Source organism: Clostridium nitrophenolicum, assembly GCF_055391695.1.
Window position 1 is genome coordinate 4,476,818 of record NZ_AP042469.1, and the last position, 13,876, is coordinate 4,490,693.

12 protein-coding genes are annotated in these 13,876 nt (G+C 32.9%); 1 reads left to right on the top strand and 11 read right to left on the bottom strand.

Annotation, left to right across the window (positions count from 1 at the left end; genetic code table 11):
* Positions 1–71: 71 nt before the first annotated feature.
* Positions 72–2,612, bottom strand: a complete 2,541-nt coding sequence (locus ACZ5N4_RS21235) for a calcium-translocating P-type ATPase, PMCA-type (RefSeq protein WP_464204483.1) — start codon at positions 2,610–2,612, stop codon at positions 72–74.
* 479 nt (positions 2,613–3,091) lie between these two features.
* Here ACZ5N4_RS21235 and ACZ5N4_RS21240 point away from each other — a divergent pair, with 479 nt between their 5' ends.
* Entirely contained in the window at positions 3,092–4,732 is a 1,641-nt protein-coding gene (locus tag ACZ5N4_RS21240) for a putative manganese-dependent inorganic diphosphatase (RefSeq protein ID WP_464204484.1), read from the top strand.
* Positions 4,733–4,868: 136 nt separating this feature from the next.
* Here ACZ5N4_RS21240 and ACZ5N4_RS21245 read toward each other — a convergent pair whose 3' ends face one another.
* From ACZ5N4_RS21245 to flhA, 10 genes are all read right to left on the bottom strand, one after another.
* Positions 4,869–5,714: a hypothetical protein gene (locus ACZ5N4_RS21245; RefSeq protein ID WP_464204485.1), complete on the bottom strand. Its 846-nt coding sequence runs from the start codon at positions 5,712–5,714 to the stop codon at positions 4,869–4,871.
* A gap of 71 nt (positions 5,715–5,785) precedes the next feature.
* Positions 5,786–6,577 carry a flagellar hook-basal body complex protein gene (locus tag ACZ5N4_RS21250; protein ID WP_464204486.1) on the bottom strand — a complete coding sequence of 264 codons (792 nt, stop codon included), beginning with the start codon at positions 6,575–6,577 and terminating at the stop codon, positions 5,786–5,788.
* Between the two features lie 108 nt (positions 6,578–6,685).
* On the bottom strand, positions 6,686–7,465 hold the full coding sequence (locus tag ACZ5N4_RS21255) for a flagellar basal-body rod protein FlgG (RefSeq protein WP_464204487.1): 780 nt from the start codon (positions 7,463–7,465) through the stop codon (positions 6,686–6,688).
* Positions 7,462–7,626: a hypothetical protein gene (locus ACZ5N4_RS21260; protein ID WP_464204488.1), complete on the bottom strand. Its 165-nt coding sequence runs from the start codon at positions 7,624–7,626 to the stop codon at positions 7,462–7,464. Before ACZ5N4_RS21260 ends, ACZ5N4_RS21255 begins: the two co-directional genes overlap by 4 nt.
* A 35-nt stretch (positions 7,627–7,661) precedes the next feature.
* Positions 7,662–8,300, bottom strand: a complete 639-nt coding sequence (locus ACZ5N4_RS21265; RefSeq protein ID WP_464204489.1) for a DUF6115 domain-containing protein — start codon at positions 8,298–8,300, stop codon at positions 7,662–7,664.
* Positions 8,301–8,361: 61 nt separating this feature from the next.
* Positions 8,362–9,090 (bottom strand): FliA/WhiG family RNA polymerase sigma factor, encoded by a 729-nt coding sequence (locus tag ACZ5N4_RS21270; protein WP_464204490.1) that lies wholly within the window; start codon positions 9,088–9,090, stop codon positions 8,362–8,364.
* Positions 9,091–9,094: 4 nt separating this feature from the next.
* Positions 9,095–9,769 carry a flagellar brake protein gene (locus ACZ5N4_RS21275; protein WP_464204491.1) on the bottom strand — a complete coding sequence of 225 codons (675 nt, stop codon included), beginning with the start codon at positions 9,767–9,769 and terminating at the stop codon, positions 9,095–9,097.
* A gap of 13 nt (positions 9,770–9,782) precedes the next feature.
* Complete coding sequence (locus ACZ5N4_RS21280) at positions 9,783–10,661, bottom strand: MinD/ParA family protein (RefSeq protein WP_464204492.1); 879 nt, start codon at positions 10,659–10,661, stop codon at positions 9,783–9,785.
* Positions 10,655–11,809 carry a flagellar biosynthesis protein FlhF gene (gene flhF, locus ACZ5N4_RS21285; RefSeq protein WP_464204493.1) on the bottom strand — a complete coding sequence of 385 codons (1,155 nt, stop codon included), beginning with the start codon at positions 11,807–11,809 and terminating at the stop codon, positions 10,655–10,657. The genes ACZ5N4_RS21280 and flhF overlap by 7 nt, the downstream gene beginning before the upstream one ends.
* The gene (flhA, locus tag ACZ5N4_RS21290; RefSeq protein ID WP_464211022.1) at positions 11,809–13,836 is read right to left on the bottom strand and encodes a flagellar biosynthesis protein FlhA; all 2,028 of its coding nucleotides are present in this window, start codon (positions 13,834–13,836) and stop codon (positions 11,809–11,811) included. Before flhA ends, flhF begins: the two co-directional genes overlap by 1 nt.
* Positions 13,837–13,876: the final 40 nt, after the last annotated feature.

The window sequence follows — 13,876 nt, forward strand, 5'->3', positions numbered from 1 at the left end:
GGAATTGCATATGCAATTCCATTTTTATTTTATAGGAGTCTAAGACCGAAAGTTAACCTATATATAAAATATTATTTGAAGTACAAATACAAACTGTTAATTAATGCAATTATACCTGAGAAGAATACTACTATGCCCCACTGTCCTAAGTTAAGTCCCGCAGTATGGAATACTGATTGCATAAATGGAACATAAAGTACACATAAAAGCATTGTTATAGAAATAGCTACCGCCCCTACAAGATAAGGATTTGTAAATATCTTTATCTCAAATATTGAATGTCTTTCAGATCTACACTCAAATACGTGTATTAACTGAGACATTATTAATGTAGAAAGAGCTAATGTTCTGCATGTAGTTAAATCATAACCATAGTACCTACCTGCAATAAAAGCAAGTACTGTGCATACTCCAATAAGTGATCCTCTAACAATTATCTTTTCACTTAATCCTCTTGCAAATATACTTTCATTTTTAGGTCTTGGCTTTCCACTCATTATGTCACTATCGGGAGGATCTACTCCTAATGCTATAGCTGGAAGCCCATCTGTTGCAAGGTTAACCAATAATATTTGTATAGGAAGCAGTGGTGTATCTAAATAGAAGAGAGATGCCAAAAACATAGTTAAAACCTCTCCTAAATTACAGGAAAGAAGATATCTTATAAACTTTCTTATATTATCATAAATTATTCTTCCTTCTTCTACAGCAGAAACAATAGTTGCAAAATTGTCATCTAAGAGTATCATAGATGAAGCTTCTTTAGTCACATCAGTACCAGATATACCCATTGATATACCTATATCCGCCTCTTTAACTGCTGGTGCATCATTTACACCATCCCCAGTCATTGCAACAATCTTATTTTTAGACTTAAAAGCTTTTACAATTCTTAACTTATGATGTGGACTTACTCTTGCAAAAATGGAGACAGCATCAACCTTTGAACTCAGCTGTTTATCGTTTAACTTATCCAGTTCCTCTCCCGTGATAACTTCTGATTGATTTTTGCATATGTTCAGTTCTTTTCCTATAGCAAAAGCTGTATTCTTATGATCTCCAGTTATCATAACTGCTCTTATACCTGCCATCTTACACTTTAAAACTGCATCTTTAACCTCTTTTCTTGGTGGATCTATAATTCCCGCTACACCTATAAATATTAGATTATCTTCTAATCCCTTTCCTTTAACGATACCAGTATCTTTATAAGCTCCAGCTATACATCTTAATGCATCGAAGGACATAGTTTCTACTGCCTTTAATATCTTATCTCTATAATCAGATGTAAGTAGCTTTACTTCCCCTTTGTCTAATATATATTTGCACTTATTTATTATTCTTTCTGGAGCTCCTTTGACATAACATATTTCCTTTGAGCCCTCATTCATTATTACAGACATCATCTTTCTATCTGAATCAAAGGGAATATCGTAGACTCTTCTTGCTTTATCCAAAAAACCTTTTAATTCTTTATTTTCTTTGAAGAAGGCTTTTATTAGAGCAGTTTCTGTTGGATCACCAAAGAGACTTTTTGCAATATTGTCTCCACTGTTATCAAAATTACAATCGTTGCAATATGTAAAAGCTTTCTTTAATGATAAATTTTCCGGAATAGACTCCTTGTCCACATAATAAATTTTGCTATTAAAATACATAGCTTTAACTGTCATCTTATTTTCTGTAAGAGTTCCAGTTTTATCACTACATATTATAGAAGTACATCCTAAAGTCTCAACAGCAGGAAGTTTTCTAACTAATGCATTTCTTTTAAGCATTCTGGAAACTCCAAGAGCTAGTGCAACTGTAACTATAGCTGCAAGTCCTTCTGGTATAGCAGCCACAGCCAAACTTACTCCTAGTAGAAACATTTGATACTTATCTTGACCTCGCCATATACCGGTTAAAGTTACTATTACACATATAACAATACAAAGTATAACTAGTACTTTTCCAAGCTGTGTAAGCTTCTCTTTTAATGGTGATCTATCATTTTCTATGCTCTGAAGCATGCCTGCTATTTTACCCATTTCTGTCTTCATGCCAGTTTGTATTACCCTTGCCTTGCCTTTTCCTGTAAGCACAATAGTTCCCATATAAATTGAGCTATTTTTAGTTCTTGAACTCTTTTCAACTCCGACAGATTCACCAGTAAGTAGTGATTCATCAGCCATAAAGTTACTGTCTTCTACTAGCATACAGTCTGCAGGAATTCTATCTCCACTTTCAAGTATTAATAAATCTCCCACAACCAGTTCCTCTGCATTTATTACTCTTAATACTCCACTTCTTATTACTTTTGCAGTAGGAGCAGCTAGTTCTTTAAGGGCTTCTAAGGACTTTTCAGTTTTATACTCCTGTATGAACCCTAAAACAGCATTCATTATTATAATTATTAGTATTGTGATTGCATCTGCTTTTTCTCCCATAAAGCCTGATATTGCTGTAGCAACAATAAGAACCCAGACTATAAAGTCATTAAATTGAGAGAAAAATATTTTAATGGGAGATACCTTATTTTTCTTTTCCAATCTATTTGGTCCATATTTTTTAAGCCTTCTCGCGGCTTCAGCTTGTGTTAGTCCATCATGTAGATCCCTTTCGTTAATCAAATTTATCACCCCTTAAAAAGATTTTGCCCTTCATTATTTAAGTATATGAGATGGTATATTGTTATTATGATTATTTTATTCCTTACGTCATAAAATAAGAATTTTACGACACAAGACCCTATATAGGGGACTAGGCTGAAAGTCAGCTTATACGCCGTGATATGTATAAGCTAACTTTCTAGTTACTTTTCCTATAAAAACTGTGTCACATATTTCTTATTTTCCGACGTAAGGAGGAAAACTCACCTTCACTGTCAACTGTCAGTTGTCAACTCTCAACTAAAAAAATGCATCACATTTTTCCTAAAATATGTTTGATAAAATATTAGTATTGTATATAATAATATATGTAATTAATAATAATTACTCTATGTTAGTATCTTTTACTAACTAAGAGTTAAAAATTTAAAATTAATAGGGAAATTAACTCTGAAGTTAATTTTGAAGTTAGAACCCCTATAACTTAGGAGGAAAATGTAATGAATGATGTTGTATACATAACAGGACATAGAAATCCTGATACAGATTCTATTTGTTCTGCTATATCTTATGCAGAGTTTAAAAACAAAATTGGAGTAAATGCACTCCCAATTAGATTAGGAGATGTGAGTAGAGAAACTCAGTTCGCACTTGACTATTTTGGTGTTAAGGCACCAAAATTAATAGAGACTGTTAAGACACAGATAGCTGATTTAGATATTGATAATGTTACTCCTATAAGCCCTGATACTTCATTGAAATCCGCTTGGTCAATGATAAGAAAAAATAATGTAAAAACCCTTCCTGTAGTTGATGATGAAGATACACTAGTAGGTTTAGCTTCTCAATCAAATATAACTTCCTGCTACATGGATATATGGGATACTAATGTAATTGAAAAAAGCGGCACAAGTCTTGAAAATATACTAGATACTCTTTCAGCTAAGTGTATATATGCGGCAGAAGATAATCCAAAATTCACTGGTAAAGTGGTAGTTGCTGCTATGGAGCCTGAAAATGCTGAAGAATTTATAGATGCAGGAGACATTGTAATTTGCGGTAATAGAGAAGATGCTCAAACAGTTATTATTAACGGTCATGCATCTCTTATGATAATTACTGGTAATCATAGTGTAAGTGATGAAATACTAGAAAAAGCGAAAGAAGTTAAGTGTTCAGTAATAGTAACACCTTATGATACTTTTACATCATCTAGATTAATAACTCAAAGTATTCCAGTTAGCTATGTAATGACTAAGGATAACCTAGTATCCTTTAAAACTGATGATTTAATTGATGATGTAAGAGAAGTTATGCTTCAAACTAGATATAGAAGCTATCCAGTAGTAAATGCTGAAAATAAAATAGTTGGAAGTATTTCAAGATACCACTTAATCTCAAAGGATAAGAAAAAAGTAATACTTGTAGATCATAATGAAAAGGCTCAATCCGTTCATGGTCTTGAAGATGCTGAAATCGTAGAAATTATTGATCATCATAAAATTGGAGTTGTTCAGACAGGCAACCCTATATACTTTAGAAATGAACCTGTAGGATGTACTTGTACGATAGTTGCATCTATATTCTTCGAAAATGGAATAAGACCATCTAAGAAAATCGCTGGTCTTTTATGTGCAGCTATTATTTCAGATACGCTATTATTAAAATCACCTACATCAACTAAGACAGACGAGCTTGTACTAAAGAGATTAGCAAGTATAGCTGATATAGATCTTGAAAAATTTGCAAAGGAAATGTTTAAAGCCGGTTCATCATTAGAAGGAAAAACACCAGAGCAAATACTTAACCAAGACTTTAAACCATTTACAATGAATGATATTAAAGTTGGAGTTGGTCAAATTTCAACTATGGATACTGAAGGATTTGAAGTGGTAAGAAAGGATATGCTCCAGTTAATGGAAAAGAGATGTGAGTCTGAAGGATTTGGACTAATATTGCTTTTAGTAACTGATATATTAGAAGGCGGCTCAGAATTAATTGCTGTAGGTCCTTATAAAGATGCAGTTGAGAGAGCCTTTGGAGTAACTCTTGAAAATAATAGCGCTTACGCAGCTGGAGTTATGTCAAGAAAGAAACAGGTTATTCCACAACTAACAGCTGCAATGTCAACAAGAAAATAAGATTTAACATTAATATAAAAAACACTTACAATACATACAAATTACAAGTATATATTGTAAGTGTTTAACCTTTTTACTTTGCAAATAGAATTGTGACAATACGTATTTTTATAAACTCAATGGAGTACATCTTATCTTAGCCTTCTATTTCTTCCATATCTACAGTTTTTATCTTTACATCAACAAGATCTTCAGATATGTTCTCTACCATCATAGGTTGTTTTTCATATTCCATATTCATTGTTGGAGATGTCATATCCATCATTGTTTCCTGCATTGGCTGATACATATTATGCATACCCATCATTGGAGATACCATATCCATCATTGGGTCCTGCATTGACTGATACATTGGCTGTGTACCCATCATTGGAGATGCCATATCCATCATTGGGTCCTGCATTGACTGATACATAGGCTGCGTATCCATCATTGGAGATGCCATATCCATCATTGGGTCCTGCATTGACTGATACATAGGCTGTGTATCCATCATTGGAGATACCATATCCATCATTGGGTCCTGCATTGACTGATACATTGGCTGTGTACCCATCATTGGAGATGCCATATCCATCATTGGGTCCTGCATTGGCTGATACATAGGCTGCATTCCCATCATTGGAGATACCATATCCATCATTGGGTCCTGCATTGGCTGATACATAGGCTGCATTCCCATCATTGGGAACTCCCTATCCATCATAGGTCCCTGCATTGGCTGATACATAGGCTGCATTCCCATCATTGGGAACTCCATATCCATCATAGGCATATAATCGTAATTATACTCATCATGACGATAATGAACATGACTCTGATCATCATGTTCAGGACCTTGTTCCATGTGGCGCCTGTCATCCATATCACGCACATGTTGTGGTTCCATCATTGGTTGCATGTACATACAACACATCATAGGGCAATGGTAATACATATTCTTGTCATCTTTTTTATTACAGGATTTTTTTCTTGTATCCACTCAAAATTCCTCCTAAAAATAACATACATCAATATATTATATGTGGATACAAGTGTTTTGTTTACAAAAATCTATCTACCCTTCATATTGTTTATCATTCCCCACATTTCATCACCGGTTTTTAACGCTCTTGATCCCATTTCGAAAGCTCTTTGTGCTACTATCATTTCCGTAAGCTCTTTTCCAACATCTACATTAGAGTCTTCAACAAATCCTTGAAGTATATTTGCCTTTGTTGTTCCATTCATTTGTGCACCTTGCTTTAACACATATAGATTTTGTCCTATAGAATTCAATGACTCTTGGCTTACCGGATTATAAAGATTTATTTTACCGTAATGAACACTGTTATTATTATAATTTAAATATATCTCTCCATCTTCCTTTACGGAAAAATTATCATTTGTAAGCCCCACTCCCGAACTAAGTAAATTTTGTCCTTCCTCAGTAAACTCCATATCTAATCTATTACCACTTTTATCTACAAGCTCACCATTTGAATTTATATTAAAGCTTCCCGCTCTTTCATACCCTTTAGATCCATCTGGCAGCGTAACTCTAAAATATCCTTCTCCGTCTATTGCAAAGTCTGTTGGGGAGTCTGTACTTCGTAAATTACCTTGTTCAACATCTCTTATCCAATTTCCAGCCTTAACGCCTGTACCGTTTAGAATAGTATTTTTATTGTCATTAGTAGGATACCCTTTCCTTTTTAAGCTATCATAAACTAAATCCTGAAAACTAACCTCTTCTCTTTTATATCCTACAGTATTGACATTGGCAATATTATTTGAAATACTATCTAACTTTTGCTGCTGAGCATTCATAGCACTTCTACCAGTCCATATAGATCTTAATACCATACAAATTCTCCTCTCTTCTAGTAAATATAGATATCCAACTTCGATAATTGACTTAATCAAGGTACCCCTATGAATACCGCTAATTAGTTAAGCACTCAGGTTGGATATCTATCTAACGCTCCCTACTTCGTTTACTGCTTTTCCTAAGGTTTCATCTAATGATTGTATAATTTTTTGATTTGTTTCAAAACTTCTCATAGTAGTAATCATGTTAGTCATTTCATTTATTACATTTACATTGGATTTCTCTAATGAATTTTGTTTGATTATAGCATTATTTTCTACAGCGTTATTACCTTGATAAAGATTGTCTCCAATCTTCTTTATACTATTATAATCATTAAAATCTACTGTATATAATTTATACATTTTATTATCATTTATACTTATATTGCCATTAACATCACTAGTTAATTTACCATCACCTACATTTATCGGCTCTAACTGATTTGTTGCTAAATTTCTTCCGATTACTGCATCTCCAGAATCATTTACAAGAATTCCTCTCATATTTACGTGAAAGTGACCATCTCTTGTGTAGTATTGTCCATTATTAATTCCATCATTTCGCTGAACAGTAAAAAATCCTTTCCCATCAATAGCAAAGTCAGTAGGTTTTCCTGTATCCTGTATCATCCCTTGAGTAAAATCTGTATTTACTGAGTCTACTCTACTTCCAAGACTAAGAGTTCCTATTTCATTTCTTACATTTTTTCCACCAACTACTTTATCATAGTTTTCTAATAAAACATCATCAAATCTTCTGATAGCTAAGTTGTCTTGTTTAAATCCTACAGTATTTGAATTGCTTAAGTTACTTGTTATTACATCCTGTTTTGCCTCCTGCGTTATCATTCCTGATACTGCAGTATAAAGCCCTCTTATCATTTGCTCACTCCCTTATCATTAATGACCTTTACTTCGTCTGGATACATCATTCCCATGGATCTAGCTTTATCTTCAATTTGACTTTTGCTCAATTGATAGTTGACTTTAGCTCCTGCCATAGCTGTTGTAGCTATGACAATGCCTATACCTATTCCTATCAAAATTCTTCTGTCACTTAAAAAAGCTATTATAACCTTTACTTTATGTATAATTCTTTTATTAATAGTACTTCCCCCTTGCCAATACCTATCTTTTCTGATATTTCATCAACAGATAAACCTTCATCTAAAAGCTTACTTATTTCATCCACTTTTACGTTATTACGTTTTATGCTGCTACCTTTTTTCTCATAAGCTTCATTATTTTTATTTATATTTTCTTCTTCTGTATTATTCTCATCTATGTCATTTATAGGCATACTATCATCGATTAAATAATTGACAGATGTATTGTTCTCATTTGTATCTATACTATTAATTACATCATTACTACCACTAATATTTTCGTATTCTACGTCCATTTTATTTAGTATATAATCTTCATTTTTATAATTATCTTCTGTTTTTTCTTTATTATCGCTTCTATGATTATCTTCTATATAAATATCATTTTCACTTAGTTCTCTATCAGCTTTTAAATCTTCAATCTCCCTTTGCAGCTCCAAAACTGTTTCTGCAAATTCTTTTCTAAGCTTTCCTATCTCCAAATCATAATCCTTCATACTGTTTTCACTATGTTCCAAAACATTACTGAAGGTTCTCTTTTCCTTTCTAATAGCATTAATATTTAGCGCTATTAGCAGTATTCCTATTAACAAAAGCCCAACCGCAGTCATAGCTCCTCCTAAATTTAAATTTTTGTAATTTTATTAATATATAAGTTAGAAGGATATCCTTCTAACTTATGTATTTCAATTTAACCAAAGCTTTTCTCAAATGAACTATTGCTCTACTATGAAGCTGACATACTCTAGATTCTGAAACACTTAATACCTGTCCAATTTCCTTTAATGTGAGTCCATCATAATAATATAGAGACAAAACTGTCCTATCTTTTTCATTTAGCAGATCTATTGCCTTAGCTAAATATTCTAATTCTTCTTTCTCTTCAAGAGTTTTCTCAGGGCTTGGACTTTTATCGTCCTGAATAGTGCCAATAAGAGGAATATCATCTTCTTCTGAAAATATTAAGTCCTCTAAAGACACAATTGATATATAGTTTATATAGTTTTCGATTTCCATCATTTCTTTTAGGCTAATTTTAAGTTCTGCAGTTATTTCCGCATCTGACGGCTCTCTTCCAAATCGTTTTTGAAGTCTTTCTACTGCATCATTATATCTGTTTAGCTTATCCATAGCTCCCTTTGATATAGGGCTATTCTTTCTTAATTCGTCTATCATTGCTCCCTTTATTCTTATAGATGCATATGTGGAAAACTTCATTCCTCTTGTTTCATCAAATTTATTTATTGCATCCATAAGTCCAAGCATTCCATAGCTTACTAGATCTTCATACTCTATATACTTAGTTTTTCCTATTATTACTCTCGAAGCTATATATTTAACTAATGGTATATACTTCTTAACCAGTTCTTCCTTTACATCTAAACCATCAACTAGTGACATGAAGCTACTCCCCCTTTGGTCCCTTCTTCATCTGCTCTCTCATAGTTTTAAAAACCAGCCTTATTATAGATTCTCTAGTTAATCTATCTAAATCTACAAAGGTCACTCCACAAATAATTTTAGGATTTTTCCTGTCATTTTCTACTCTCACAATTTTCCCTTTTATTGTAAGATTTTCATCACTAAGTGGAATAGTCATCATCAGCATACTTCCTAAGTTAAGTCTTTTCTCAAATTTTCTGTCTATTGCTAGTCTTAATCCCCCACCACTTATATCAAGTGAGTATGCATCAAAGAACTCAATTTGATTATTGCCTATATTCTCAATTTTCTTGCTATTTTCTAGTATTCCACAATATATATTAACCATCAAAGGTACTCTTGCAAAGTTTCTTCTCTGATACATCACTACCTTTTCTGGTCTTTTTAACATTATTATTAGAAGTTTGTCTATTTTTCTTCCTGAAACTACAGTTTCAAATCTATAAATGTCCTTATTATAGTAATAAAGGCATCTTACCTTATCACCTTTTTTAAGTGGTACATACTTTCCCTCATTTACTGGTATGCTTATTCCAATATACTCATCTGTTACATCCTGAATATTGCTTTTATAGATTCCATCTTCCATTTCTATTTCTATTCTCTGATTAACTAGGAACTCCACATTGTCGCTCATTAAAACCTACCCCTTATGAAAAAATATTAAAAATCTTCTTAAAAAAATCCTGTACACTGCTTCCTTTTTTGTCCGTTTCTAATCCTATAATTTTACCTGCTATGTAGTTTAAATCTTTAGCTACATCAGAATTAGGATAGCTAATTAAAAAGGGCTGCTGCTTACGGACAGCTTGAACAAGTTTCTTATCATCTGATAAATATCCTAAATACTGCAAATTGATATTTAAAAACTTTGATACAGCGTTATTAAACTTGTTAAAAGTAATTTCACCCTCTTTTGATTCTATAGTTCTATTTACTATAACCTTTGCGTTATCTTTTATCTTAAAATGGCTTACAGCTTTAAGCAAACTATAGGCATCTGTAAGGGAAGTAGGTTCTGGTGTAGTTATTACTATTAATTCCTCACAGCAAGAAATAAAACCAAGTACGTCTCTATTAACACCAGCACCTGTATCCATAATAATATAATCGAGGTCTTCTAAACATGTTAACTTAGCTAAAAAACTATCTCTTTGTTTGTCAGTCATTTGCTCAATTTTTGAAACACCTGTACCTCCTGGAAGCAGTTTTACTCCAAAAGGTCCTTCTACTAACACCTCTTCTATTTCTTTACTACCAAATATTACATCATAAACATTAAATTTAGGCAAAAATCCCATAAGTACATCATCGTTCCCTAGTCCCATATCTGCATCAAATATTAGTACTCTTTTTCCCATTTTCTGAAGAGCAATAGATAAGTTTACTACAAAATTGCTTTTTCCCACTCCACCTTTACCAGAAGTTACAGTAATTATTTTAGGCTTCGATATGTTTTCTCTTTGTTCGTTACTGTCTTTATTTTGCTGCTGTACTAGCTGCCTCAATTTCTGAGCTTGATCTAACATACTTTATCCTCTCCTAGTATAAGTTTTGTTATTTCTTCAGCAGTCAGTAACTTTATGTCATCTGGTACATTCTGACCTGTTGTAATAAAGCTTATAGGCTTCTTTGCACTTTCCACTATGTTTAATATAGAACCATAAGTAGAGGTTTCATCTAGTTTTGTAATTATTACATTATTATAGTTTAAGGGTTTATATCCATTTACTATTACATCAATATCTTTATTTTTTGTAGTACAACTTATAACAAGATGTATGTTTTCTGTTTTCACCTTATCAATAAAGGCTCTAAGCTCGGAAATCTGCATGGTGTTTTTGCTGCTTCTTCCAGTAGTATCAACAAGAATAACATCACAATCTGACATACTCTCTAATGCAGACTGCATATCTTTAATGGTAAATACTACGTTAAAAGGTATGTTCATTATGTCAGCATATGTTTTAAGCTGTTCAACTGCTCCTATTCTATATGTATCTATAGTTATAAGTCCGACTTTCTTATTTTCAATTAGTGAAAGTCTTCCGGCAAGCTTAGCTATAGTTGTAGTCTTTCCAACACCTGTAGGTCCAACTAATACTATTACATTCTCTTCTTTGTTTTCAGATACTTTAACCATATTATTTACTATTTCTTTAAGCTTTTCTTCCTCTGTTCTATCGTCACTAATTTCATTTACCATTTTCACAATTTCACTAATAATTTTGCTATCAATATCACTACTCTCAAGTTTCATGTGAAGTTCGCTTTTTGGTGTATTAACAGCTAAGGATGAGTTCATCATATCCTTAAGCATACTCCGCATTTCTTGTACTTCTTTTACAAGTTCTTCATTATCTTTACTCGGACTATCCTGAGCTTTTATATGCTTAGAGGCTTCATTCTCCTCATTATATTTATTTTTATGCTCACTTACTTTATTTTTCATCAATCTCTTTACTGCTTCAATTCCTTCTTCCATGCTTTCCTTGCTGCTACTTTTATTGTTATCTATTGCTGCAGTAACCTCAATCATTTTCTTTGAAAATAAACCTAAAAAACCACCTTTTTTAATCTTTCTCTGGCTTACTATGATTGCATCTTTTCCCAGTTCATATCTTATTCGAGTTAGTGCTTCATTCATGTTATTTACGGTATATTTCTTTATAATCATTATATTGAAACCACTCCTTCGGTTTTTATCTCAATATCATTAGGTATTTCATTAAGTGATAAAACACTTACTGCTGGAAAAACCATCTCAATCAGCCTTCTGAAAGCTGGTCTTACTTTTGGTGAGACCAAAACCACTGGTTGGTTTTCATAAAAATATACTGAATCTAGAGTGTCCTTTAATGCATTCAATATCCTTCCTGTAACTTCCGGATCTATTGCCGGGAATGAGCCTTGCATTGATTTTTGTATATTATTACTTATTAAATCTTCAATTTCTGGATTTAATGTAATTACTGTAATTGCTCCACCATCGTCTACCATAGGATTACATATACTTCTTCCAAGTGCAAATCGCACATATTCAGTTAACACTTCGATATCCTTTGTAGTTCTAGAATTATCTGCTAAAGACTCCATTATTGTTACCATATCTTTGATTGGCACTCTTTCTCTTAAAAGATTCTGAAGTACTTTCTGCAGCTCTCCTATAGTTAGAAGATCTGGTATAAGTTCTTCTACAACGGTATTGTACTTCTCTTTTACAGAATCTACAATTAACTTAACTTCCTGTCTGCCAAGGAGCTCATAACAATGATTTTTTATAGTTTCAGTTAAGTGAGTAACCATAACAGTAGTCGGATCTACCACTGTGAGTCCCTTTATTTCTGCTTCTTCTCTTTGATCTTTGTTCACCCAGATTGCAGGTAATCCAAAGGATGGCTCAATTGTTCTTATTCCTTGAATCTCTGTTTCTCCATTAGTAGGATCCATACAAAGAAGCATATTAGGCATAAGCTCTCCTTTTGCTACTACTGTACCTCTAATTTTTATAACATACTCATTGGTTTTTAACTGAAGATTGTCCCTTATTCTAATAGGTTGTACCACTATTCCCATTTCTATAGCGCACTGTCTTCTTACAGAGGTTATTCTTTGAAGAAGATCTCCACCTGAAACCTCATCTGCCAGTGGGATAAGTCCATACCCTATTTCTACCTCCATAGGTTCAACAGAAATTAAGCTCATAACATTTTCTGGCTCTTTACTTTCTATTTCTGTTATTTCCTGCTGTTCTATCTCAGTTTGCTCTATAGCCTTCTCTTTTTCTTCTTTATATAGAAGATATGCAGATATTCCACAGGCTATTGCTAAAATAAAAAAGGATAAGTGTGGAAGTCCTGGTATAATAGATAAGAATAAAAGCACTACTGAAGCTATTGCTATAACCTTTGGAAATCCTGTTAACTGTCTTATTGCCAAATTACCAAAGTTTTCATCATTACCTGAACGAGTAACTAATATACCTGAAGCTGTAGATATTAATAGTGCTGGTACTTGTGTTACAAGACCATCTCCTATAGTAAGTCTTGTATAAGTTTGTGCAGCTGTAGAGGCATCCATATTCATCATCACAACTCCTATGATGATACCTCCAATAATATTTATTGCTGTAATTATAATACCTGCTATGGCGTCTCCTTTAATAAACTTAGACGCACCATCCATTGCTCCATAAAAATCTGCTTCCTGCTGCAATCTTTTTCTTCTTTCCCTTGCTCCCATTTCGTCAATTAAACCTGCATTTAAATCTGCATCTATACTCATCTGTTTACCTGGCATAGCATCAAGTGTAAATCTTGCAGATACTTCTGATACTCTACCAGCACCGTTTGTGATTACAATAAACTGTATAATTACTATAATTAAGAATATGATTATACCAACAACATAGTTTCCTCCAACAACAAAACTACCGAAGGCATTTATTACTTCTCCTGCATAAGCGTCCTTTAATATTAACCTTGCTGAAGATATGTTTAAAGCAAGTCTAAACAAAGTTGTTATAAGTAGTAACGTTGGAAATACAGAAAACTGCAGTACTTCTGTTGTAAACAGTGTTAAAAGTATAATTACTACTGATATAGTAATATTAAAAGATAACAGTATGTCCAATATTTCCGGTGGAAGTGGTATTATAATCATAAGTACTACAGATATAACCACAAAGGCCATTATTATATCCATATTATTTTTTAGACTAAACCTTTTTCTGCTGTTTTCCAAA